The organism is Streptomyces tanashiensis, assembly GCF_014648895.1.
Lineage (GTDB): Bacteria > Actinomycetota > Actinomycetes > Streptomycetales > Streptomycetaceae > Streptomyces > Streptomyces tanashiensis.
The window spans coordinates 1162195-1184892 of sequence record NZ_BMRZ01000001.1; the positions used below are offsets into that span (position 1 = coordinate 1162195).

Below are 22698 nucleotides of genomic sequence, written 5' to 3' on the forward strand. Positions count from 1 at the left end.
GGGTCCCGATGCCAGCCGCTTTCCGTACCAGACGGGTCCTCGCGACCTCGGCGGCTCTCGTCGCCCTGCTCCTCGCCGTCCTCCTCAGCCTCGCCGTGGGCGCCCGCCCCATCGCGCCCTCCACCGTCCTCGACGCCCTGCTGCACGGCGCGACGGGCGACGACGCCGAGGTCGTCCGGGAGCTCCGCGTCCCCCGGACCCTCATCGGGCTGATGGTCGGCGCCGCCCTCGGGCTCGTCGGCACCGCCCTCCAGGGCATCACCCGCAACCCGATCGCCGACCCCGGCATCCTCGGCATCAGCCAGGGCTCGTCGGTCGCCGTCGTCCTCGCCATCGCCTTCCTCGGCGTGCACGAGCTGAGCGGCTACGTGTGGTTCGCCTTCGCCGGCGCCGCCCTCGCCTCCGTCGCCGTCTACGCGATCGCCGCCGCCGGGCGCGGCGGGGCCACCCCCGTGAAACTGGCGCTCGGCGGGGCCGCGATCAACGCGCTGCTGCTCTCCGTCACCACCGGCGTCCTCACGACCAGGGCCTCGGCGCTCGACGAGTTCCGGTTCTGGCAGATCGGCTCCCTCGACGGACGCGACACCGAGATCGTGGGCCAGATCTGGCCCTTCCTGCTGCTCGGCGCGGTCCTCGTCCTCTCCGTGGCCCGCGGACTGGACGCGCTCGCGCTCGGCGAGGACGTCGCCAAGGGGCTCGGGCAGAGCGTCGCGGCCGTGCGGATCGTGGGCGGGCTCGGCGCGACCGTCCTCACCGGCGCGGCCGTCGCCGCCGCCGGGCCCGTCGCCTTCGTCGGCCTCGCCGTCCCCCACATCGCCCGTGCCGTCGTCGGATCCGACCACCGCTGGGTGCTGCCGATGGCCGCGATCACCGGCCCGGTGATGCTGCTCGTCGCCGATGTCGCCGGGCGGATCGTCTTCCCGCCGGGCGAGATCCCGGCCGGGGTGATGACCGCACTCATCGGTGTGCCGTTCCTCGTCACCCTGGTCCGGCGGAAGGCGGTGCCGGCGTGACCACCGTGAACGTCCGGCCCGCCGGACACGGGCTCGTGCGCGCCGGACGGGGATCCTTCCTCGTCCACCGCCGCTCGGCCCTCGTCGCCGGCGGCCTGCTGCTGCTCCTGGCCGCGGCCTGCGTCGCGTACCTCTGCGTCGGGGAGAAGTCCGTCGCGCCCGGCGAGGTCCTACGGATCCTCCTCGGGGAGCCGTCGCCGTCCGCGTTCGTCGTCGAGGAGCTGCGCGAGCCGCGGCTCGTCGTCGCCCTCGCCGTCGGCGCCGCCTTCGGCATCGCGGGCGGCCTCATCCAGACCGTCGCCCGCAACCCGCTCGCCAGCCCCGACATCATCGGCATCAGCCAGGGCGCCGGGGCCGTCACCGTCGCCGCGATGACCTTCGGCCTCACCTCGTACACCGTCCTGCCGTACGTCTCCATCGCCGGCGGCATCCTCGCCGCCGCCCTCGTCTACGCCTTCGCCTGGCGCGGCGGGCTGCACGCGACCCGCTTCGTCCTCATCGGCATCGGCATCGCGATCGCGCTGCGGTCCCTCATCACGCTCTTCATGACGAAGGGCGACTACCTCGTCGCCCAGCAGGCCCAGATCTGGATGACCGGCTCCCTCAACGGGCGCGGCTGGGACGAGTCCGCGCCGATCCGCTGGACGCTGCTCCTGCTGCTGCCGGCCGTGCTGTGGGCGGCCCGCGCCCAGCGGACCGTCTCCCTCGACGACGACACGGCGACCGCGCTCGGCGTCCGGCTCGGCGCGGTCCGGCTCGGGCTCGTCGCCGTCGGCGTCGTCCTCGCCTCGGTGGCGACCGGCGTCGCGGGACCGGTCGACTTCGTGGCCCTGCTCGCCCCGCAGATCGCCCGCCGCATGACCCGGACGGCGCAGATCCCGCTGCTCTGCTCCGCGCTCACGGGCGCGGTGATCGTGGTCGTCGCCGACCTGCTCGGCCGGCGGCTCTTCTCCCCCGTCGAACTGCCGGTGGGTGTCCTCACGGCGGCGGTCGGCGCCCCGTATCTGATCTGGCTCATCGTCCGGAGCCGAGCCGTTGGAGGCAAGACGTGAGCAGACTGCAGGCCCGCGAGCTGACGCTCGCCTACGAGGACCGCACCGTCGTCGAGGAGCTCGACCTCGCGATCCCCGACGGCAGGGTGACCGTGATCGTCGGCCCCAACGCCTGCGGCAAGTCCACCACCCTCCGGGCGCTCGGCCGGCTCCTCAGGCCGGCGGGCGGCGCCGTCCTCCTCGACGGCGAAGAGCTGGCGAAGCTGCCGACCAAGCGGATCGCCCGCTCGATCGGCCTGCTGCCGCAGACCCCCGTCGCGCCCGAGGCCATCACCGTCGCCGACCTGGTCTCCCGGGGCCGCCAGCCGCACCAGGCCTGGTGGAAGCAGTGGTCCGAGGAGGACGAGCGGGCCGTCACCGACGCCATGGAACGCACGGACGTCGCCGCGCTCGCCGACCGGTCCGTCGACGCGCTCTCGGGCGGCCAGCGGCAGCGGGTGTGGATCGCGATGGCCCTCGCCCAGGAGACCGACCTGCTCCTCCTCGACGAGCCCACCACCTATCTGGACATCTCCCACCAGGTGGAGGTCCTCGACCTGGTCCGCCGCCTCAACCGGCTGCGCGGCCGGACCGTGGTCCTCGTCCTCCACGACCTGAACCAGGCCGCCCGGTACGCCGACCACCTCGTGGCCATGAAGGCGGGGCGGGTCGTCGCCGAGGGCCCGCCGGAGGAGATCGTCACGGCGGAGCTCGTGCGGGACGTCTTCGGGCTCTCGTCGGTCGTCGTCCCGGACCCCGTGACCGGGTCGCCGCTCGTGGTGCCGGGGGCGCCGTGGGGGGCCGAGGAGCCCGTGCGCTCGTAGGGGCGCAGGGCCCGCGCGAGCGCCGGAGGTAAGGCTCAGGTCTGCGCGAGCGCCGGAGGCAGGGCTCAGGGCACGCGCGAGCGCCGAAGGCAGGGCTCAGTGTCTGCGCGAGCGCCGGAGGCAGGGCTCAGTGTCTGCGCGAGCGCCAGAGCAGGAACAGGGCCGAGGCGATCGCCGCGCCCCGGAGGACCCACGGCCAGGTCTCGGAGACCGCCGCGCCCATCGCCTCGCCGCCCGGGGCCACCGCCTCGCCCCAGCGGCCCTCGACCCGGCCCCACAGCCAGACGATGCCGGTCGCGGCGCTGAGGCCGGGGATCACGAGGACGGCTCCCCTGACCTCGCCCGGGGTCAGCCGGCGGGAGGCGTAGGCGAGGAGCCAGCCCGCCGCGAGGGCGACCAGCGAGCCGAAGACGGCGCCGCCCACCAGGAGCAGCGCGGCCAGCAGGACGAAGGGGTTCGCGAGGCGGGCGCGGGACGGGGCCGCCTCCTCCTCCACGGGGGCCGGTTCCTCCGCGGGGGCCGGTTCCTCCACGGGGGCCGGGGCCCTGCGGAGCCGGAGGACCCGGGCGAGCCGGCGGACCTTCCCCGGTGCGGGCTCCTCGTCCGCGGCCTCCTCGTCCTCCTCGGGGGCGGGCCGCGCGAAGAGGTCGGGGCGCTCGATGCCACCGACGAAGCCGAAGAACCCGTCCTCGTCGGAGGGGTCGTCGGCGTCCGTCCGCCACCAGTCCGCCGTGCGGTCGGCGGCGGGGGCGTCCTTCTCGGCCCCGGCGGGGCCCGCGCCGCCGGGGCCGGAGCCGGCCGCGCCCCGGCCGCCCCGGGCCCGGCCGTCGGGGCCCCGGTCGTCCTGGGCGGGGACGGCGGGGCGCGACGCGCCGGAAGCCGGACGCGGGTTTCCGGGACCGCCGGAGGCCGCCTCGCGGGTACGGCGGAGGCCGCGGGTACGGCCCGGGCCCCCGCCGTCCCCCGTGCGGGGCTCCGGCACGGGTGCGGCAGCGGGCCCGCCCGAGGGGCCCGCGCGGTCCACGACCTCGTCCGGGGTGCCGAGGGCGCCGAGGATGCCGCGGACCGTGGCCGGGCTCTCCTCGCCGTGCGTGGCGCGCCGGCGGTCGATCTCGTTCCGCAGCCCGGACACCAGCTTCATCCGGTCGCTCGCCGGCAGTTGCCGCTGCTGTGCCAGATCGCCGACCCGGCTCAGATAGTCGTAGACCAACTGGTCGCTCTCGATCCCCACGGTGCCCCTCCACGGCCGGTTCGCCCGGTACGGCCCGACGTTAGCGCCTGGACAGCGGCTAACGTGGTCCGGATGGGGATCGGTGAGCTCGACCGGGAGGCGCACGTGCCCGAAGCAACTGGCGCCGGTGCGGCGCCCCGCACGCTCGCGGAGGCGCTCCGCGCGCGGGGCGACGAGGGGCTCTCCGCGCTGCTGCGCGCCCGGCCCGATCTGCTGAGCCCCGTACCGAACGACCTGACGCAGCTGGCGACCCGCGCCGGCACGCGGGGGTCGGTGGTGCGGGCCCTGGAGCGGCTCGACCGGTTCGCCCTCCAGACGGCCGAGGCGCTCGCCGTCGCCCCCGACCCCGCCCCGTACCCCTTGCTCCTGGCGCTGCTCACCGGCGACGAGGGCGATCCGGAGATCGAGGCGGCGCTGCCGGGCGCGGTGGCGCTGCTGCGCGAGCAGGCCCTGGTGTGGGGCGAGGACGACCGGCTGCGGCTCGTGCGGACCGCGCGGGAACTGCTCGCGCCCTCGGCGCAGCACCCTTCGCCGACCGGGCTCGGGCCGACGGTGGCCGAGGCGACCGCGGGGATGTCTCCGGGGCGGGTGCAGGAGATCATCGCGACGGCGGGTCTCACCGCGACGCACGATCCGGTGTCGGCGGTGGCCGTCCTCACCGGGCTGTTCACCGACCGGGAGCGGATGGGCGCGCTCCTCGACGAGGCGTCCCCCGAGGCCCTCTCCGTCCTGGACCGGCTGGTGTGGGGCCCGCCGTACGGCGAGGTGACGGCGAACCCGGCGCCCCCGGTGCGCTGGCTGCGCGACCGGGGTCTGCTGCTCCCGGTGTCGGCGCGGACGATGGTGCTGCCCCGGGAGGTGGCCCTGCACCTGCGCGGCGGGCGGGCGCACCGGTCGCCGGAGCCGGTGGCGCCGGTGCTCGCCGTGGCGCGCGACTACCGTCCCCAGGTTGTGGACAGCGCCGCCGCCGGGCAGGCGTACGCGACGCTCGCGACCGTCGAGGAGCTGCTGAAGTCCTGGGACCAGGGCGGCCCGCAGGTCCTGCGGGCCGGCGGGATGTCCGTACGGGACCTCAAGCGGACCGCGGCGACCCTGGACGTGACGGAGCAGCTCGCCGCGTTCTGGCTGGAGCTGTGCTTCGGGGCGGGGCTGCTCGCCTCGGACGGCGAGGCCGACGAGCGGTACGCGCCGACGCCCGCGTACGACGACTGGCTCGATCTGCCGGCCGCCGAGCGCTGGGCCCGGCTCGTCGCGCCCTGGCTCATGGCGACCCGGACGTCCGGCCTGGTGGGCGGTGCGGACGCGAAGGGCCGCACGCTCGCCGCACTCGGCCCGGATCTGGACCGCGCCTCCGCGCCGGAGGTCCGCCACCGGGTCCTGGAGCTCCTCGCGACGCTCCCGCCGGGCGCCGCGGCCGACCCCGAGACGCTGTTCGCGCGGCTGCGCTGGGAGCGGCCGCTGCGGGGCGCCGCGCAGGCGGGCCCGCCGCGCCCGCCCCAGCCCGCGGCCGGAACCGACGAGACCCCCGGCCCCGAGGTCCCCGGTGACCTGCGGTCCCGGCTCGCGCGCTGGACGCTCGCGGAGGCGGAGCTGCTCGGGCTCACCGGCAGGGGCGCGCTCGCGGGTCCCGCCCGGGCGCTGCTCAACCTGCCGCTGGCGGAGGCCGCGACGCCCGCCGACCACGGGGGCCGGGTCGAGCTGTCGGTGGCCGCCGGGCGGGCGGCGACCCTGCTCGCGCCGCTGCTCCCCGAGGCCGTCGACCACGTCCTGCTCCAGGCCGACCTGACGGCCGTCGCGCCCGGGCCGCTGCGGCGGCCGCTCGCCGACGCGCTGGCGGTCCTGGCGGACGTGGAATCGAAGGGTGGCGCGACGGTCTACCGGTTCACGCCCGGTTCCGTGCGGCGTGCGCTCGACTCCGGGCGGTCCGCCTCCGACCTGCACGACTTCCTCGGCGCGCACTCCCGCACGCCCGTGCCGCAGCCGCTCGCGTACCTGATCGACGACGTGGCCAGGAAGCACGGCCACCTGCGGATCGGGGCGGCCTCCGCGTACGTGCGCTGCGACGACGACACCGTCCTCGGGGAGATCCTGGCGGACCGGCGCTCCGCCGCGCTCGGCCTGCGGCGCCTCGCGCCGACGGTGCTCGCGGCGCAGGCGGACCCGGCGTCGCTGCTCGAAGGGCTGCGGTCGATGGGGTACGCCCCGGCCGCCGAGTCCGCCGAGGGCGACGTCCTGGTCACCCGCGCCGACGCGTACCGCACCCCGGCCCGTACGGCCCCGGTGCCCGTCCCCGACGGGCCGCCCGCCCCGGACACCACGCTGCTCGGCGCGGCGGTGAAGGCGATCCGGGCGGGCGACCGGGCGGCGACGGCGGTACGGAAGGAGCCCGCGGCCGCCGTGGAGTCGGCGGGCGGTCTCCCCCGCACGTCGGCGGCCGAGACGCTGGCCACCGTCCAGGCCGCCGCCATGACCGGCTCGGCCGTCTGGATCGGCTACGTCAACGCGGAGGGGGCGGCGAGCCAGCGCGTCATCGCCCCGGTCCGCGTCGAGGGCGGTTTCGTGACGGGCTACGACCACACGGCCGACGAGGTCCGCACGTACCCCCTGCACCGCATCACGGGCGTCGCGGAGCTGGCCGACGAGCAGATCTAGCGCTGCGGGCCCGGTCCGGTCCGGCCCCGCATCAGGCAGACTGGAGGATTGGCCGTCGTCGGAGCGGCCCGGGAAGGACCGATCGCACGTGAATGGGCCACTCATCGTCCATGCGATCAAGCTGGATGCACATACCTAGCACGTTGGGCCAGGTAGCGGATAGGCCCACCTGGAAAAGAGCGCGCTAAGCGCGCTTCACGCTCTCGGGCGGGACCAGCCACTCACGGCCCCCGCCCTCAGGCCAGAGGAACGCTGTAGGGCGCTTCCGGCGCTCGCTCGGCAGGCCGGCGGGGTCCTCGTAGTCCGGAATCACGTCACGCAGGATGCCGACCCGTCCCGCGCCGTCTTCCACACGTCGCCCGATGTCCGCTGCGGTGACCATCAGTGCCCCTCCGGGTGCCGCCGCATGAAGACGTTGCAGTCGGACACCGTGGCCATGTCGCCCCCGGCACGGGCGCGGGAGCGCACGTTGGCCAGCTCGATGCATCCCGCGCACCCGTCGACAGGGTCCGGCTCCCGATCCAGGTTCAACGGCAGTTCGACAGGCGTAGCGCTGTATCGCGTGGGCTCACTCATGGCGCGATGGTCGCGCCGGTCGTCAGGACGGAGGAACCTCGTACGTTTCCCACTTTGGGACGTCCTACCACGTGTAGAACGTCCCTAGGAACGTCCGAAATCCGAGGGGGCGCAGCATGTCCAACGAGCGACTTCGAACCGTCATGGAGGCAGGTGGCTGGACACATGCGGCCTTGGCTGGCGTCACAGGCGTCGGCCCCAAGTCCGTGGAACGGTGGGTCAATCTCGGGCGTACTCCGCGCCGGGCAACGGCACTGGCGGCAGCGGAAGCGCTCGGGGAAGACGTGCATGCCCTGTGGCCGGCACTCCGGCAGGCGCGTGCCGCACGTGCTGTCAGCCCCGAACTCGTCGCTCTGTACGGACAGCGGGCGGATCTTCCCGTGTCGGTCTTCGTCGATCTCCTCTCCCAGGCGCGGCAGCGGATCGACGTGCTGGTGTACGCGGCCGTCTTCCTGCACGAGGCGTACCCCCGCCTCAATGACCTCCTGCGCGAACGGGCCGACGACGGATGCGCGGTCCGCATCGCGGTGGGTGACGCCGACGACCGCAACGTCCAGCAGCGCGGACGAGAAGAGAAGTTCGGCCACGGCATCGAGTCCCGCTGCCGACTCGCGCTCCTGCATTACCGGCCTCTCGCGGACGTACCGGGAATCGAGCTGCGCACCCATGGAACGACCCTCTACAACAGCCTGTACCGCGCCGACGACCAGATGCTGGTCAACGCACACGTGTGGGGCGTCAACGCCTACGGCGCGCCCGTGTGGCACCTCCGGCGCCACGGCGACGGGGGCATGTTCGACACCTACGCGGGGAGCTTCGACGCCGTATGGGAAACGGCCCGCCCCGTGGAAGGCTGAGCACCGTGGCCCGAACCGAGTACTACGACGATCCCAACGCCCCCCGGCCGAACAGCCTGGTCGTGGCAGCCTCTGCCGTCGTCACCGATGAGGACGGCCGCGTACTCCTCCAGCGGCGCCGGGACAACGACTTGTGGGCGCTGCCGGGCGGAGCCATGGACATGGACGATTCCCTCCCCGGCACGGCCGTGCGAGAGGTCCAGGAGGAGACCGGTCTGGATGTCGAGATCACGGGACTCGTCGGCACGTACACCGACCCCCGCCATGTCATCGCGTACAGCGACGGAGAGGTACGCCGGCAGTTCAACGTCTGCTTCACCGCCCGGGTCGTCGGCGGCACCCTGGCCATCTCCGACGAGAGCACGGACCTCCGCTTCGTGGCGCCCGAAGCACTCGACTCGCTTCCCATGCACCACACGCAACGCCTGCGCATCCGGCACTTCCTGGAGCACCGCGCCGCCCCGTACCTGGGATAGGGCCACCGGTCGCGGTGGCGTCACTCCCCCAGCCGGCTACATGCACCGGCCAGCAGTTCATCAGGAGTAGAAGCCCTGGCCGTAGTCCTCCCGCCTCAGAGTGAAGTCGTCCGGACGATCACGACGAAGCTCCTCGTATCGCTGCGCGAAGATGTCGATCGCTTCATGAAGCGTGCAGTCCAATGCTTCGCGGATCGCCATGAGCGCAGAGATGATCCTTTGCTCCAGGATGTCGCGGTCCAGACTCTCGGGCAGATGCTCCACGGTGCCGTGACCCTACCCGGCACGGATGGCCAACCCCCGGGGCAGGGGATAACTGACCACGGAAACCCACTGATCAGCCACGCGAGAGTTTCCGCTCCCACACGCGCTGGTCAAGGGTTGAAGGGGGCCACCGCCCACCCCCTCGCACGCAAACGGATGCGGCTCTGGCTTCCGACCGCCCACTCCCACAAGCGCAGCGTGCGTGGCTCACCCTCAGCGGCGCAGGGCTGCGATGGCGCAATGACGGATCGAGCCCTTGGTCTGTTTTCTCTTATTTTTCTATGTGCAATCAAAAAGTAGGGAGAACCGTCATTCCGTCATCACCCTGCCGCTGAGAGAGCAGCAAACCGGCGGCACCCCCTGGGAGCGCGGACGACCCGCCGCCAGGGCTTCCCCAGCAACGGGCCGCGAACAGTCGCCAGGAGAGCTCAGAACAGCTCAAGCGTCTGAGCCGCTGCGCGCTGTACGACCGCTTCGACGTTCTTGCAGTCGGCGTCCGCCCGGCGGATCTCGCCGTCCTCGCCGAAGTAGACCGCGAGGCGGGAAGTGTCCAGTCTCGGGCCGCCCTTGCGGGACATGCCGACCTCGACGTACGCCCCCGCGTTCAGCAGCAGATCGCGCTTGCCCGCCGTGTCCGCGTCCTTCCAGAGCTGTGCGTGAGTCCGGCCGGTCGGAACCGCCTCCACGCCCGCAGGCTTCGCGGTGCGCTGCTTCTCGTTCAGCGAAGCCAAGCGTTCCTCCAGCTTGGCGTACTGAGCCGCGTACCTCGTGGCACCCTCCTCACCCTTGAACAGGCCACGGTCGTACCGGTCCTTCTCCAGGTCCTCCAGCGCTTCCCTGGCCTGCCGGATCTGCGGGCGGAAGTCCTCGCCCACGTGCTCCACCATGCGCACCACGGGGAAGGCGCCGAACTTCTCCAGGAACAGCGCCGTGACGTGCTGTTCCATGCCCTCACCGGCGATGCTCACGCCGTAGCAAGTCAGCTCCGCGCCTGCCTGCCGGGCCTTCAGCCGGCCGATGCACCGATAGCGGATGCGCCCCTTGGCGACGTACGTGTACATGCGGTTGTGGCACACCGCGCAGTAGACGATCCCCCGCAGCAGCGCCGTTCCCTCGCGTCGCCGGTCGCCCGGATTGGCTCGCCGGCTCAGCTCGTCCTGCAACGCCTGCCAGGTGTCCATGTCCAGGATCGGCGTGCGGTTGACCAGCGGCAGGCCGTCCGTCATCAGGATCGGCTTGCCGTCCTCGATCACCTGCCCCAGCAACTGGGGGTTGCCGAGAAGGCTCCGCAAGGTGGACGGATACCACCGCTTGGAGTCGCTTCGCTTGCCTGTGGTCTGCCGCGACGAGTGGCCGGGCGACGGCTTGTCGGACTCCGTGAGGTCCACTGCGATCTTGAGCAGCGAGTCCTTGTTGAGGACGCGTTCCACGATCTCGTGAATCGTCTTCGCTTCCTCGGGGTTGACCTCCAGGACCTTCCCCGCACCGTTGGGGTTCGGGGCCACCCGGTACCCGTACGGCACCCTGCCGCCCGTATAACGGCCCTCCCGTCGCAGGTGCTCATGGGCGCTGGAGACACGCATACCGATGGTGTCGGACTCCAGCTCGGCGAAGACCGCGATCACCTTGGCCATGGCACGCCCCATGGAAGAGGTGAGGTCCAGCGGCTCACTGGCGGATGCCAGAGCCACGCCCTCCGCCTGCGTCACCTTCATGATCTCGGCGAAGTCCACCGTGGAGCGGGCCAAGCGGTCGATCTTGAAGAACACGATCACGTCGAACTCGGCGAGACGGGCCAGGATCCGCTGAAGCCCGGGACGGTCCAGTCCGCGCGAGTAGCCCGAGACGTCGATGTCCTCTTCCACGGCTATGACCTGCCAGCCACGGGCCGCGCACAGAGCCTCACAGGCCGCGCGCTGACGCTCGGGCGAGGTAGAGTTTTCTGTTTCCCGCGAAAGGCGGACATAGATGGCCGCGCGCATTCCCGACGCGTTGGCCGGGACGCCCTTCGGGCGACGGGCACGGGGCATGGCCCTTGCCGTGGCAGGCGCAGATGTGGTGTCTGTCACAACGCGATCCTATCCCTGGAGGTATGTGTGTCCTGCCTGATCGTCCAGAGCGACAAGACGCTGCTCCTGGAGGTCGACCACGAGCTCGCCGAGGCCTGCCGTCGGGCCATCGCGCCGTTCGCCGAGCTGGAGCGGGCGCCGGAGCACATCCACACCTACCGGGTGACGCCGCTGGGTCTGTGGAACGCGCGGGCCGCCGGGCACGACGCCGAGCAGGTCGTCGACGCGCTCGTCGAGTACTCGCGGTACCCCGTGCCGCACGCGCTGCTCGTCGACATCGCCGAGACCATGGCCCGGTACGGGCGGCTCACGCTCTCCAAGCACCCCACGCACGGGCTCGTGCTGACCACGACCGACCGGCCCGTCCTGGAGGAGATCCTCCGGTCGAAGAAGGTGCAGCCGCTGGTCGGCGAGCGGATCGACGCGGACACCGTGGTCGTGCACCCCTCCGAGCGCGGGCAGATCAAGCAGACGCTGCTGAAGCTGGGCTGGCCGGCCGAGGACCTCGCCGGGTACGTGGACGGGGAGGCGCACCGGATCGACCTGGCCGAGGACGGCTGGAGCCTGCGCCCGTACCAGAAGCAGGCCGTCGACGGCTTCTGGCACGGCGGCTCCGGTGTCGTCGTGCTGCCCTGCGGCGCGGGCAAGACGCTGGTCGGGGCCGGGGCGATGGCCCAGGCGAAGGCGACCACGCTGATCCTCGTGACGAACACCGTGTCCGCCCGGCAGTGGAAGCACGAGCTGGTGAAGCGGACCTCGCTGACCGAGGACGAGATCGGCGAGTACAGCGGCACCCGCAAGGAGATCCGGCCGGTCACGATCGCCACGTACCAGGTGCTCACGACCAAGCGGAAGGGCATCTACCCGCACCTGGAGCTCTTCGACTCCCGGGACTGGGGCCTCATCGTCTACGACGAGGTGCACCTGCTGCCGGCGCCGGTCTTCAAGTTCACGGCCGACCTCCAGGCCCGCCGCCGGCTCGGGCTGACCGCGACCCTCGTGCGGGAGGACGGGCGGGAGTCCGACGTGTTCTCGCTGATCGGGCCGAAGCGGTTCGACGCGCCGTGGAAGGAGATCGAGGCGCAGGGGTACATCGCGCCCGCCGACTGCGTCGAGGTGCGGGTGAACCTGACCGACTCGGAGCGGCTCGCGTACGCGACGGCCGAGGCGGAGGAGAAGTACCGCTTCTGCGCGACGACCGCGACGAAGCGGAAGGTGACGGAAGCCCTGGTGAAGAGGTTCGAGGGTCAGCAGATCCTCGTCATCGGGCAGTACATCGACCAGCTGGACGAGCTGGGCGAGCACCTCGACGCCCCGGTGATCAAGGGCGAGACGTCGAACGCGCAGCGGGAGAAGCTCTTCGACGCGTTCCGCAACGGCGAGATCAACGTGCTCGTGGTGTCGAAGGTCGCGAACTTCTCGATCGACCTGCCGGAGGCGACCGTCGCGATCCAGGTGTCGGGCACCTTCGGGTCCCGGCAGGAGGAGGCACAGCGCCTGGGCCGGGTGCTGCGGCCGAAGGCGGACGGGCACAAGGCGCACTTCTACTCGGTGGTCGCGCGGGACACGATCGACCAGGACTTCGCGGCGCACCGGCAGCGGTTCCTGGCGGAGCAGGGGTACGCGTACCGGATCGTGGACGCGGACGAGCTGCTGGCGCCCTAGTCGGTGCGCGCCGGGCGGGGTCGGGGGTCCTTGATCCCCGCCTCGGCCGGGCCGTAGTCGCCCAGAAGGGCTACCGCGGCCGCCGCGCCGCCGAAGGCGCGTATCGCGCGGACGGCGGTGGCGAGGCGGTGGGGGCGGGGGACGGTGGTCACGAGGGTGAAGGTCGTCGCTGCCATGCCTCCATGATGGAATCCGGACATTGCGGATACATCGGCCTGGGGGTGGAACCGGGGTCCGCCTCGCGTCGGATCCTGCCCCCTAGGGGCGAAAGCGGTTCGCCCGGGCGCCCGCCCGGAGTTACACTTTCCGGCTTCCCCCGCTTCCCGTTCGTGGAGCGCCGCCGCCCGGTCGGAAACCGGCGGCCACCTTGTCGTGTCCGCGTATCCACCTGCCCGGAGGCTTCACCGTGTCCGTATCCGACCCGCTCTCGCGCGAGCGCGCCCATCTGACCTCGTCCCGCGCCGCGCTGCGCGCGATGCGCGAGGACGTCGAGGCGCTCGACATCAAGGACGTCACCGCGAACTGGGTCAACTCCCTGGTGCTCGGGCGGCAGATCGAGGACCGGATCAAGGCGCTCGCCGACCTCGCGGACACCCCGCTCTTCTTCGGGCGGCTCGACTACCTGCACACCACGCAGGAGGGGCAGCGCTTCTACATCGGGCGGCGGCACGTCCACGACGCCGACGGCGACCCGATGGTGATCGACTGGCGTGCGCCGGTCTCCCAGCCGTACTACCAGGCGTCGAAGAAGGACCCGCAGGACGTCGGCCTGCGGCGCCGCTTCGGGTACACCGGTGGCGACCTCACCGCCTACGAGGACGAGCACCTCTCCGACCCCGAGGAGCTGGAGCACACCAGCCGGCTGCTCCAGGCGGAGATCGAGCGGCCCCGCGTCGGCCCCATGCGGGACATCGTGGCGACGATCCAGCCGGAGCAGGACGGGATCGTCCGCTCCGACCTGTCGGGGACGGTGTGCGTGCAGGGAGGGCCCGGTACGGGCAAGACGGCCGTCGGCCTGCACCGTGTCGCGTACCTCCTCTACGCGCACCGGGAGCGGCTCGCCCGCACCGGCACCCTGGTCATCGGGCCGAACCGTTCCTTCCTGCACTACATCGAGCAGGTCCTCCCCGCGCTCGGCGAGCTGGAGGTGCAGCAGGCGACCGTCGACGACCTCGTGGCGCACGTCGAGGTGCGGGGCACGGACGAGGCGGCGACCGCCGTCGTCAAGGGCGACGCCCGGATGGCGGAGGTGCTGCGGCGGGCGGTCCGCTCGCACGTGACGCTGCCGACGGAGTCCCTGATGGTGGTCCGCGGTTCGCGCCGCTGGCGGGTCCCGGCCCACGAACTGGAGGAGATGGTCCGGGAGTTGCTCGACCGCGACATCCGGTACGGCGCCGCCCGCGAGGCCCTGCCGCAGCGCATCGCGCACGCCGTCCTGGTCCGCATGGAGGAGGCCGGCGAGGCCCCCGACGACCGGGTGCAGAACGCGGTCGCGCGGAACACGGCGGTGAAGGCCGTCGTGAAGGAGTGCTGGCCGCTCGTCGAGCCCGCGAAGCTGGTCCTGCGGCTCCTGAGCGACGCCGGCTTCCTCGCCGAGCACGCCGAGGGGCTGCTCACCGAGGACGAGCAGAAGCTGCTGCTCTGGACGAAGCCCGCGCGGAGCGTGAAGACGGCGAAGTGGTCGGCGGCGGACGCCGTCCTCATCGACGAGACGAAGGACCTGGTCGAGCGGACGCACTCGCTCGGGCACGTGGTGCTCGACGAGGCGCAGGACCTGTCCCCCATGCAGTACCGGGCGGTGGGCCGCCGCTGCACGACCGGCTCGGCGACGGTCCTGGGCGACCTGGCGCAGGGCACGACGCCGTGGGCGACGGAGAGCTGGGCGCAGGCGCTCGGGCACCTGGGGAAGCCGGAGGCGATGGTGGAGGAATTGACCGCCGGCTTCCGTGTGCCGCGCGAGGTCATCGCGTACGCCTCGCGGCTGCTTCCGCACATGTCGCCGGGGCTCGCGGCGGTGGAGTCGGTCCGGGAGAACCCGGGCTCGCTGGCCGTCCGCCGCACGGAGGACCTGGACGCGGACACCGTCGCGGCCTGCGTCGAGGCGCTGGCGCACGAGGGCTCCATCGGCCTGATCGCCGCCGACGCGCGGATCGCGCCGCTCGCGGAGGCGCTGGCGGCGGCCGGTCTGGCGCACCTCTCCCCCGGCGAGGAGACGACGGCCGAGTCCCGGCTGACGCTGGTCCCGGCCTCGCTCGCGAAGGGTCTGGAGTACGACTACGTGGTCCTGGACGAGCCGGCGGCCGTCGTCGACGGCGAGCCGGACGAGCGGACGGGCCTGCGCCGCCTCTACGTGGCGCTGACCCGAGCCGTGTCGGGCCTGACGGTCGTTCACTCGGCGCCGATCCCGGAGCAGTTGGGCGCGCTGTGAGCCGGGCGGGATCTCTCCACCACGTCGAGCTGTGGGTGGGCGACCTGGAGCGGGCCGAGCGGAGCCTCGGCTGGCTGCTCGGGGCGCTGGGGTACACGCCCTTCCAGTCCTGGGAGGGCGGCCGCAGCTGGGCGCTCGGCTCCTGCTACCTGGTCGTCGAGCAGTCCCCGGCGCGTACGTCGGACCACCACGACCGCCTCCGCCCCGGCCTGAACCACCTGGCCTTCCACGCGGGCGACAGGTCGGCCGTCGACGCCCTCGCCGCGGAGGCGCCGGCGCACGGCTGGCGGCTGATGTTCGCCGACCGGCATCCGTACGCGGGCGGCGAGGGCGTCTACGCGGCGTACCTGGAGAACGAGGACGGGTTCGAGGTGGAGCTGGTGGCGGCGGACTGACGCCCGGCGTGATCCGGAAGGCAGGCCCTAGAGCGAGGTCGCGTACTCGGCGAGGGCCTCGGTGCGGCTGCGGTGGGCGATTCCGGCGAGCACGAGGTTCGTGTCGCGGTAGTAGTGCTCGGTCACCAGGCCCCAGACCAGGGCCCAGCCCCGGCCGCGCGCCCAGGTGGCGTCGTCGACGCCGGCGGCCTCGCGGAAGAGGGACCGGGTGTCGGCGGTGAGCAGCGTCCAGGCCGGCATGGTGTCGCAGGCGGGGTCCCCGGCGCCGAGGGCGCCGAAGTCGATGACGGCGCTGAGGCGGCCGTCGCGGCCGAGGAGGTTGCCCGGTAGCAGGTCGCCGTGGATCCAGACGGGCGGGCCGTCCCACTGCGGGAGCCGGAGCACGGACTCCCAGGCGGCCGTGGCGAGTTCGGCGTCGATGGTGCCGTCGGCCCCGAGGTCGCGGATCGCTCCCACCAGGGAGCCGTCCTCCCAGCCGGTCACCGGGCCGCCCCGCGAGGAGGAGGGTCCGCCGGTGGCGTCGACCGCGCGCAGCGCCTTACCGAAGCGTCCCAGTTCGACGGCGGTGTGGGCGAGATCGGTGAGCGGGGCGGTGTGGGCGTCGGCGCCGTCCAGCCAGGCGAAGACCGACCAGGCGTGCTCGTAACCCTCGCCGGGCACGCCCTGCCCGACGGGCACGGGGACGGGCAGGGGCAGGTGGGGGGCGAGGTGGGGCAGCCAGCGCTGCTCCTTCTCCGCCTGCCCGGCCGCCCAGTCGGCCTTCGGCAGCCGTACGGCGAACTCGTCCCCGAGCCGGAACATGGCGTTGTCGGTGCCGGCGGAGTTCACCTCCCGTACGGGAAGTCCCGCCCATTCGGGGAACTGGGCGGCGATCAGCCGCTCGACGAGGGTGGTGTCGATGCCGGGGGAGGTCATGCGCGCGAGGTTAGCGATCAGCCGTCCGCCGGGCCACGGGATTTCGGGTCCGCGGGCCGGTCGAGGATGAGATCGCCGGCGCGGGAGAGGACTTCGGCGCGGGTGCGGCCGTCGTGGTCGGCGGCGAGGAAGTGGTGGCCGATGGCCACGCAGAAGGCGATGAGGCTGCGGGCCTCGACCTCGTCGGGGTCGGGACAGAAGGTGCCGATCATCTCGCGGAGCAGTTCCATGCGGCGGTTGTCGACCCGGCGCAGGCGCTCGGCGACGGCCTCGTCGCGCCGGGCCCAGTCGCGGACGGCGAGGTCGATGGGGCGCAGCCGGTCGCCGGAGAAGGTGAGCATGCCGGCGAGGGTGATCAGGGCCCTCGGGTCGCCGCCCTCGTCCTGCCGGACGCGGTCGACGACCTGGTCGGCGGCCTCCCGCTCCCAGGTGTCGAGCATGGCGGAGAGGAGGGCGTCGCGGTCGGCGAAGTAGCCGTAGAAGCCTCCCTTGGTGACGCCGAGCCGTTTGGCGAGGGCTTCGACGCGGACGGCGTCGGGCCCGCCGTCGGCGAGGACCCGGAGGCCCTCCTCCACCCATCGTTCGCGTGGCGTGCGTGCGCTGCCCACGGTGTGTCCCTCCTCACCCTGCAGCCGAATATACGCCTCCGTATATTCGGTCTGGCATCGTTGAACTCGTCGTTGTACGCGAGCGTATAGAACGTCGAGAAGTGGAAGGCGGCAGCACCATGAAGCTCCCCGTCACCGAACACACCACCCGGCCGTGGCGGATCCACGCGTTCACCCCCGACTTCACGACCGAGGACGTGTGGTCCTTCCGCACCCCGGGCGCGGGACCCGACGACTTCCCGCTCGCGCTCGCCGCGATCGCGGCGGGCGCCGGCCTCTCCCGGCAGTCGGGGCCGACCGCCTTCCTGTTCGCGGTGCGCTGGAAGCTGGGCGCCCTGCTCGGCTGGGACGAGCCCGGGGCGGGCATCGGCCCGCGGGTCCGGTCGCTGCGCGAGCGCATGCCGGAGGAGCTGACGGCGACGGTGGACCCCGCCCCGGGCCCCGGCCCGTTCACGCCCCTGTACGAGCTGCACGACGAGTGCGCCCGGGAACTGGCGAACAAGACCGTCCACGGGGTCATGCACCTGGGCTGGGTGGAGACGCCCGACGGGGGCCACGAGCTCCGCATGGCGGTCCTGGTCAAGCCCAACGGCCGCTTCGGCCGCGCCTACATGGCCCTGATCGCACCCTTCCGGTACCTCGTCGTCTATCCGGCGATGACCCGCCAGTGGGAAGCCGCCTGGCGGGACCGGGAGCGCCTGCTCGGGTAGGAGGTACGGACCGGGGTACGGGACCTACGCGTCGATCGCCTCGCGCCAGGTGCGGACCGCGTCCGCCGAGACCGGGGCCGTCCAGCCCCGGGGGCGGGCCGCGCCGCCGATGTGGAAGGCGGTGAGGCCGGCCGCGCGGAGGGTCGGGAGGTGGTCGAGGCGGAGGCCGCCGCCCACGAGGATCTGGGGCTCGTAGCCCGGCTCGCCCGCGCGGGCGGCCTCGGCGGCGAGGGTGGTGAGGCCGTCGTCGACGCCGGTGGCGGCGCCGGCCGTCAGGTAGGTGTCGAGGCCGGGCAGGTCGGCGAGGCGCTTGCGCAGGCCGTCGCGGTCGGCCGCGCGGTCGATCGCCCGGTGGAAGGTCCAGCGGCAGCCGTCCAGGACGGCGATCAGGCGCTCGACGGCGACCAGGTCGGGCTCGCCGTCGGCCGTGAGGAAGCCGAGGACGAACTCGTCCGCGCCCGCCGAGCGGAGTTCCTCCGCCCGGCCGGCCAGGGCGTCCACGTCGCCCGCCGCGAAGCCGTCCGCGAGGCGGAGCATCACGCGCAGCGGGATGTCCACGGCGGACCGGATGGCGGCGAAGGACGCCGTGGACGGGGTGAGTCCGTCCGCCGCCATGTCGGTGACGAGTTCGAGCCGGTCGGCCCCACCGGTCTGGGCTGCGACCGCGTCTTCCTCGTCGAGGGCGATCACCTCAAGGACAGCACGGTTGCTCATCTCGCCCATTCCTCCATGAATGACGACTACAGGTCTAGTCCAATGTCCAGACTAGCCGTGCGCGTGCTCTCCCGCATCGTGCGTGGCCTCGGCGGTGGCCGGAGCGGAGGCCTTCGCGGGGGTCTTTCCGGTCGCTCCCGCCGTGACCGTGAAGGACGCGGTCCGGACCTTGCCCTCGTGCTGGAAGTCGAGGAAGAGGCGGTACGTGCCCGCGCTGGGCGCCGTCGCCGTGAAGGAGACGTCCGGGCCGGGGCCGCCCTCGTTCGGGTGCACATGGAGGTAGGCGAGGTCGCCGTCGCGCAGGGCGACGAGGTGGCCGTACGCGCCGAGGTAGGGCTCCAGGTCGGTGACGGGCTTTCCGGCCCTGGTGACGGTGAGCCTCAGCTCGCCGGCCCTGCCCGGGTCGAGGACGCCGCCGAGCCGGACCTGGTAGCCGTCGACGGTCGCGGTCGGGGCGACGGCGGGCAGCGGCTTCGGGGCGTACGCGCCCGGGACCGACAGATCCACGCCCAGCGTGATGCCCTTCGCGCCCTTCACCGCCGGCTTGAAGTCGGCGAAGGCCTTGTAGCCGCCGGCGGCGGGCAGGTCCGCGTCCACCGACCAGGTGCCGTCGGCGGCCTTCACGGGGTGCAGGTGGCGGAAGGTGTTGAGGTCGCGCGAGGCGACGATGAAGTGCAGCTCCTTGCCGTGCTCGGTGGTGAAGGCGGTGACCTTCCGACCGGCGGAGTCCTTGATCGAGAACCTCAGGGTGCTCCTGCCCGCGGCGGGGGTGGGGGTCTCCAGGGCCAGGGTGTAGCCGTCCTGGGAGACCTGGAGGCCGCCGGGGAGGTCCGCGGCGGCGGTCGCGCCCTCCTCGTGGCCCGCGTGCCCGTCGCCCGCCTTCTTCTGCGGCTCCTGCGCCGCGTGCTCGCCGTGTCCCGCCTTCTGCGGCTCCTCGACGGGGCCGACCCCCTTGCCGACCCCGTACGCGGTCCCGAAGGTCGCGGCGAGCGCGGCGGCAAAGGCAGTGATCTTCACTCCGGTGTTCATGACTGCTCTCCCGTACGTGGGTGGCGTGGGCATTCCTGCGTCCGATGCACTTCACCATACCCCTGGGGGGTATCAAGTCAAGCCGGGTCCGACACTTGCGCGGGATACCACCGGGGGGTATACATGGACTCACAACCGGATACCCCCCGAGGGTATCTCCCAGTGGAACCGACCGAGGAGGAAGCCATGGGCTCCTGCTGCACCCCCGACAACAGCTGCTCGACCACCACGGAGACCGCCGCCGTCGCGGTCGCCGAGAGCACCGTCACCGTCTACGCCGTCTCCGGCATGACGTGCGGCCACTGCAGGACCGCGATCACCACGTCCGTCAGCGCCCTGGACGGCGTCATCTCCGTGGACGTCGACGTCGCCGGCGGCCTGGTGACCGTGACCACCGGCGGCGAGCCCGACGACGCCGCGATCACCGCGGCCGTCGACGACGCGGGCTACGAGCTGACCGGCCGGGCCTGATCCGCCGCCGGGCAGACCACACCCCACCGGCGTCCCCCGTCCCGGTACCCGAAGGTCCGCCCGGCAGGCGGCCACCGCCCGCACCACCCGGCCGCCGGGGCCCGGCCTCCCCCAAGCCCAGGCCCCGGCCCCCGAACCCGCTGCATCGAGGAGCAGGAAATGACCACGACCACTCCGGGCACCGCCCAGGTCGAGCTCGCCATCGGCGGCATGACCTGCGCCTCGTGCGCGGCCCGCATCGAGAAGAAGCTCAACCGCATGGACGGGGTCGAGGCCACCGTCAACTACGCCACCGAGAAGGCCAAGGTCACCTTCGACGCCGACATCGACGTCGCCGACCTGATCGCCACCGTCGAGGCCACCGGCTACACCGCCGCCGAGCCCCGGCCGGAGCGCCCCGCGAGCGGCGGCGGGGACGAGGAAGGCCCCACCGACGAGGAGAAGGCCGACGAGGAGCTGCGGCCCCTCAAGCAGCGGCTGGTCACCGCCGTCGCGCTCGCCGTGCCCGTCATCGCGATGGCGATGGTCCCGGCGCTGCAGATCGAGTACTGGCAGTGGCTGAGCCTCACGCTCGCCGCCCCGGTCGTCGTCTACGCCGCCTGGCCGTTCCACCGGGCCGCCTGGACCAACGCCAAGCACGGCGCGGCCACCATGGACACCCTGATCTCGGTCGGCACGATCGCCGCGTTCCTCTGGTCGCTCTGGGCGCTGTTCTTCGGCACGGCCGGTACGCCCGGCATGACGCACCCCTTCGAGTTCACGATCGCCCGCACCGACGGCGCCGGGAACATCTACCTGGAGGCCGCGGCCGGCGTCACCGCGTTCATCCTGGCCGGCCGGTACTTCGAGGCCCGCTCGAAGCGCAAGGCGGGCGCCGCGCTCAAGGCGCTGATGCAGCTGGGCGCGAAGGAGGTCACCGTCCTCAAGGACGGCCGCGAGGTCACCGTACCGACCGCCGAACTCCAGGTCGGGGACCGCTTCCTGGTCCGTCCGGGCGAGAAGATCGCCACCGACGGCACCGTCGTCGAGGGCTCCTCGGCCGTCGACGCCTCGATGCTGACCGGCGAGTCCGTGCCCGTCGAGGTCTCCGTCGGCGACTCCGTCACCGGCGCCACCCTGAACGCCGGCGGCCGGCTCGTCGTCGAGGCCACCCGCGTCGGCTCCGACACCCAGCTGGCCCGGATGGCCAAGCTCGTCGAGGACGCGCAGAACGGCAAGGCCGCCGCCCAGCGCCTCGCCGACAGGATCTCGGCCGTCTTCGTGCCGATCGTCATCGCCCTCGCGCTCGGCACCCTCGGCTTCTGGCTGGGTACGGGGCAGGGCCTGACCGCCGCGTTCACCGCCGCCGTCGCCGTCCTGATCATCGCCTGCCCCTGCGCCCTCGGCCTGGCCACCCCGACCGCCCTCATGGTCGGCACCGGCCGCGGCGCCCAGCTCGGCATCCTCATCAAGGGCCCCGAGGTCCTGGAGACCACCCGCAAGGTCGACACGATCGTCCTCGACAAGACCGGCACCGTCACCACCGGCCGGATGACCCTGATCAAGGTCCACACCGCCGCCGGCACGGACGAGACCGACGTCCTGCGCCTCGCCGGCGCCCTGGAGCACTCCTCCGAGCACCCCATCGCCCAGGCCGTCGCCACCGGCGCCGCCGCCAGGGTCGGCACCCTGCCCACCCCCGAGGACTTCGCCAACATCCCGGGACTCGGCGTGCAGGGCGTCGTCGACGGCCACGCCGTCCTCGTCGGCCGCGAGAAGCTGCTCCAGGAGTGGGCGATGGAGCTCACCCCGTCCCTGAAGGCCGCGAAGGAGGCCGCCGAGAAGGCCGGGAAGACCGCCATCGCGGTCGCCTGGGACGGCGAGGCCCGCGCGGTCCTGGAGGTCGCCGACGCCGTCAAGGAGACCAGCGCCGAGGCCATCCGGCGGCTCCGCGCCCTCGGCCTCACCCCGATCCTGCTCACCGGTGACAACAAGGCGGTCGCCGAGGCCGTCGCCGCCGAGGTCGGCATCGACGAGGTCATCGCGGAGGTCATGCCGCAGGACAAGGTCGACGTGGTCAAGAGGCTGCAGGGCGAAGGCCGTTCGGTCGCCATGGTCGGCGACGGCGTGAACGACGCCGCCGCGCTCGCCCAGGCCGATCTGGGCCTGGCGATGGGCACCGGCACGGACGCCGCCATCGAGGCCGGCGACCTGACCCTCGTACGGGGAGACCTGCGGGCCGCGGCCGACGCGATCCGGCTCTCCCGCAGGACCCTCGGCACCATCCGCTCGAACCTCTTCTGGGCCTTCGCCTACAACGTGGCCGCCCTGCCGCTCGCCGCGGCCGGACTGCTCAACCCGATGATCGCGGGCGCGGCCATGGCCTTCTCCTCGGTCTTCGTGGTCGGCAACAGCCTCCGCCTGCGGGGCTTCCAGGCCGCCGACCGCTGACGAACTCCCTTCCCGCCGATCCCCGAGGAGCCCGTCGTGGCCGGTTACGGACAGCACAAGGAAGACATCATCAGACGACTGCGCCGCATCGAGGGCCAGGTCAGGGGGGTGCAGCGGATGGTCGACGAGGACGTGTACTGCATCGACGTCCTCACCCAGGTCTCCGCGATCAACGCGGCCCTCCAGTCCTGCGCGGTGGCCCTCCTGGACGAGCACCTCAGCTGCTGCGTCACGGAGGCCATCGCCCAGGGCGGGGACCAGGCGAAGGTGAAGGTGGGTGAGGCGTCCAAGGCGATCGCCCGGCTGATCCGGACGTGACGGAGTCCCCGGGACTCACCGA

Annotated in this window: 22 protein-coding genes; 13 read left to right on the plus strand and 9 right to left on the minus strand. The window is 72.9% G+C overall.

What is annotated here, in order from left to right; genetic code table 11:
- Positions 1-8 precede the first annotated feature (8 nt).
- The 3 genes from IE237_RS05310 to IE237_RS05320 are packed head-to-tail and all read left to right on the plus strand — an operon-like array spanning position 9 to position 2868.
- A complete protein-coding gene (locus tag IE237_RS05310; protein WP_189800577.1) occupies positions 9-1013 on the plus strand; it encodes a FecCD family ABC transporter permease in 1005 nt (334 codons plus the stop codon).
- On the plus strand, positions 1010-2065 hold the full coding sequence (locus IE237_RS05315; protein WP_189800578.1) for a FecCD family ABC transporter permease: 1056 nt from the start codon (positions 1010-1012) through the stop codon (positions 2063-2065). Before IE237_RS05310 ends, IE237_RS05315 begins: the two co-directional genes overlap by 4 nt.
- A complete protein-coding gene (locus tag IE237_RS05320; protein ID WP_189800579.1) occupies positions 2062-2868 on the plus strand; it encodes an ABC transporter ATP-binding protein in 807 nt (268 codons plus the stop codon). Before IE237_RS05315 ends, IE237_RS05320 begins: the two co-directional genes overlap by 4 nt.
- A 127-nt stretch (positions 2869-2995) precedes the next feature.
- Here IE237_RS05320 and IE237_RS05325 read toward each other — a convergent pair whose 3' ends face one another.
- Complete coding sequence (locus IE237_RS05325; protein ID WP_189800580.1) at positions 2996-4099, minus strand: hypothetical protein; 1104 nt, start codon at positions 4097-4099, stop codon at positions 2996-2998.
- 72 nt (positions 4100-4171) lie between these two features.
- Here IE237_RS05325 and IE237_RS05330 point away from each other — a divergent pair, with 72 nt between their 5' ends.
- Positions 4172-6751, plus strand: a complete 2580-nt coding sequence (locus IE237_RS05330) for a helicase C-terminal domain-containing protein (protein ID WP_189800581.1) — start codon at positions 4172-4174, stop codon at positions 6749-6751.
- 381 nt (positions 6752-7132) lie between these two features.
- Here the strand turns inward: IE237_RS05330 and IE237_RS05335 are convergent, their stop codons facing one another.
- A complete protein-coding gene (locus IE237_RS05335) occupies positions 7133-7327 on the minus strand; it encodes a hypothetical protein (RefSeq protein WP_031132883.1) in 195 nt (64 codons plus the stop codon).
- A 116-nt stretch (positions 7328-7443) separates the two neighbouring features.
- On the opposite strand from IE237_RS05335, the gene IE237_RS05340 reads away from it, so the two are divergent.
- Together IE237_RS05340 and IE237_RS05345 are read left to right on the plus strand one after the other, a co-directional pair.
- A complete protein-coding gene (locus IE237_RS05340) occupies positions 7444-8184 on the plus strand; it encodes a helix-turn-helix domain-containing protein (protein WP_189800582.1) in 741 nt (246 codons plus the stop codon).
- Between the two features lie 5 nt (positions 8185-8189).
- Positions 8190-8660 (plus strand): NUDIX domain-containing protein, encoded by a 471-nt coding sequence (locus tag IE237_RS05345; RefSeq protein WP_189800583.1) that lies wholly within the window; start codon positions 8190-8192, stop codon positions 8658-8660.
- A gap of 60 nt (positions 8661-8720) precedes the next feature.
- On the opposite strand, the gene IE237_RS05350 is transcribed toward IE237_RS05345, so the two are convergent.
- A complete protein-coding gene (locus tag IE237_RS05350) occupies positions 8721-8924 on the minus strand; it encodes a hypothetical protein (RefSeq protein WP_189800584.1) in 204 nt (67 codons plus the stop codon).
- 428 nt (positions 8925-9352) lie between these two features.
- On the minus strand, positions 9353-10993 hold the full coding sequence (locus IE237_RS05355) for a recombinase family protein (protein WP_189800585.1): 1641 nt from the start codon (positions 10991-10993) through the stop codon (positions 9353-9355).
- Between the two features lie 27 nt (positions 10994-11020).
- Between IE237_RS05355 and IE237_RS05360 the strand changes: the two genes are divergently transcribed.
- The gene (locus IE237_RS05360) at positions 11021-12658 is read left to right on the plus strand and encodes a DNA repair helicase XPB (RefSeq protein ID WP_189800586.1); all 1638 of its coding nucleotides are present in this window, start codon (positions 11021-11023) and stop codon (positions 12656-12658) included.
- On the opposite strand, the gene IE237_RS05365 is transcribed toward IE237_RS05360, so the two are convergent.
- Positions 12655-12834, minus strand: coding sequence for a hypothetical protein (locus IE237_RS05365; RefSeq protein WP_189800587.1), 180 nt, complete (start codon positions 12832-12834; stop codon positions 12655-12657). The genes IE237_RS05360 and IE237_RS05365 overlap by 4 nt on opposite strands.
- Before the next feature lie 230 nt (positions 12835-13064).
- Here IE237_RS05365 and IE237_RS05370 point away from each other — a divergent pair, with 230 nt between their 5' ends.
- Together IE237_RS05370 and IE237_RS05375 are read left to right on the plus strand one after the other, a co-directional pair.
- Positions 13065-15086: a HelD family protein gene (locus IE237_RS05370; protein ID WP_229842263.1), complete on the plus strand. Its 2022-nt coding sequence runs from the start codon at positions 13065-13067 to the stop codon at positions 15084-15086.
- Complete coding sequence (locus tag IE237_RS05375; RefSeq protein WP_189800588.1) at positions 15083-15481, plus strand: VOC family protein; 399 nt, start codon at positions 15083-15085, stop codon at positions 15479-15481. The genes IE237_RS05370 and IE237_RS05375 overlap by 4 nt, the downstream gene beginning before the upstream one ends.
- 27 nt (positions 15482-15508) lie before the next feature.
- Here the strand turns inward: IE237_RS05375 and IE237_RS05380 are convergent, their stop codons facing one another.
- Together IE237_RS05380 and IE237_RS05385 are read right to left on the minus strand one after the other, a co-directional pair.
- Entirely contained in the window at positions 15509-16396 is an 888-nt protein-coding gene (locus IE237_RS05380) for an aminoglycoside phosphotransferase family protein (RefSeq protein ID WP_189800589.1), read from the minus strand.
- A 17-nt stretch (positions 16397-16413) separates the two neighbouring features.
- Positions 16414-17004 (minus strand): TetR/AcrR family transcriptional regulator, encoded by a 591-nt coding sequence (locus IE237_RS05385; RefSeq protein WP_189800590.1) that lies wholly within the window; start codon positions 17002-17004, stop codon positions 16414-16416.
- Positions 17005-17123: 119 nt separating this feature from the next.
- Here IE237_RS05385 and IE237_RS05390 point away from each other — a divergent pair, with 119 nt between their 5' ends.
- Positions 17124-17714: a DUF2867 domain-containing protein gene (locus tag IE237_RS05390; protein WP_189800591.1), complete on the plus strand. Its 591-nt coding sequence runs from the start codon at positions 17124-17126 to the stop codon at positions 17712-17714.
- 24 nt (positions 17715-17738) lie between these two features.
- On the opposite strand, the gene IE237_RS05395 is transcribed toward IE237_RS05390, so the two are convergent.
- Both IE237_RS05395 and IE237_RS05400 read right to left on the minus strand, forming a co-directional pair.
- Complete coding sequence (locus IE237_RS05395) at positions 17739-18428, minus strand: copper homeostasis protein CutC (RefSeq protein ID WP_189800592.1); 690 nt, start codon at positions 18426-18428, stop codon at positions 17739-17741.
- 51 nt (positions 18429-18479) lie between these two features.
- The gene (locus IE237_RS05400; protein ID WP_189800593.1) at positions 18480-19457 is read right to left on the minus strand and encodes a DUF8832 domain-containing protein; all 978 of its coding nucleotides are present in this window, start codon (positions 19455-19457) and stop codon (positions 18480-18482) included.
- 186 nt (positions 19458-19643) lie between these two features.
- Here IE237_RS05400 and IE237_RS05405 point away from each other — a divergent pair, with 186 nt between their 5' ends.
- From IE237_RS05405 to IE237_RS05415, 3 genes are all read left to right on the plus strand, one after another.
- On the plus strand, positions 19644-19928 hold the full coding sequence (locus tag IE237_RS05405) for a heavy-metal-associated domain-containing protein (RefSeq protein WP_189800694.1): 285 nt from the start codon (positions 19644-19646) through the stop codon (positions 19926-19928).
- A gap of 159 nt (positions 19929-20087) precedes the next feature.
- Complete coding sequence (locus IE237_RS05410) at positions 20088-22358, plus strand: heavy metal translocating P-type ATPase (RefSeq protein ID WP_189800594.1); 2271 nt, start codon at positions 20088-20090, stop codon at positions 22356-22358.
- Between the two features lie 36 nt (positions 22359-22394).
- Entirely contained in the window at positions 22395-22676 is a 282-nt protein-coding gene (locus IE237_RS05415) for a metal-sensitive transcriptional regulator (protein ID WP_015035316.1), read from the plus strand.
- Positions 22677-22698: the final 22 nt, after the last annotated feature.

Bases quoted from the DNA above. Each gene is read 5' to 3' on its own strand.
- IE237_RS05330 (WP_189800581.1), top strand. From the start codon at position 4,172: ATGGGGATCGGTGAGCTCGACCGGGAGGCGCACGTGCCCGAAGCAACT.
- IE237_RS05410 (WP_189800594.1), top strand. From the start codon at position 20,088: ATGACCACGACCACTCCGGGCACCGCCCAGGTCGAGCTCGCCATCGGC.
- IE237_RS05405 (WP_189800694.1), top strand. From the start codon at position 19,644: ATGGGCTCCTGCTGCACCCCCGACAACAGCTGCTCGACCACCACGGAG.
- IE237_RS05400 (WP_189800593.1), bottom strand. From the start codon at position 19,457: ATGAACACCGGAGTGAAGATCACTGCCTTTGCCGCCGCGCTCGCCGCG.
- IE237_RS05380 (WP_189800589.1), bottom strand. From the start codon at position 16,396: ATGACCTCCCCCGGCATCGACACCACCCTCGTCGAGCGGCTGATCGCC.
- IE237_RS05335 (WP_031132883.1), bottom strand. From the start codon at position 7,327: ATGAGTGAGCCCACGCGATACAGCGCTACGCCTGTCGAACTGCCGTTG.
- IE237_RS05390 (WP_189800591.1), top strand. From the start codon at position 17,124: ATGAAGCTCCCCGTCACCGAACACACCACCCGGCCGTGGCGGATCCAC.
- IE237_RS05310 (WP_189800577.1), top strand. From the start codon at position 9: ATGCCAGCCGCTTTCCGTACCAGACGGGTCCTCGCGACCTCGGCGGCT.
- IE237_RS05395 (WP_189800592.1), bottom strand. From the start codon at position 18,428: ATGAGCAACCGTGCTGTCCTTGAGGTGATCGCCCTCGACGAGGAAGAC.
- IE237_RS05340 (WP_189800582.1), top strand. From the start codon at position 7,444: ATGTCCAACGAGCGACTTCGAACCGTCATGGAGGCAGGTGGCTGGACA.
- IE237_RS05365 (WP_189800587.1), bottom strand. From the start codon at position 12,834: ATGGCAGCGACGACCTTCACCCTCGTGACCACCGTCCCCCGCCCCCAC.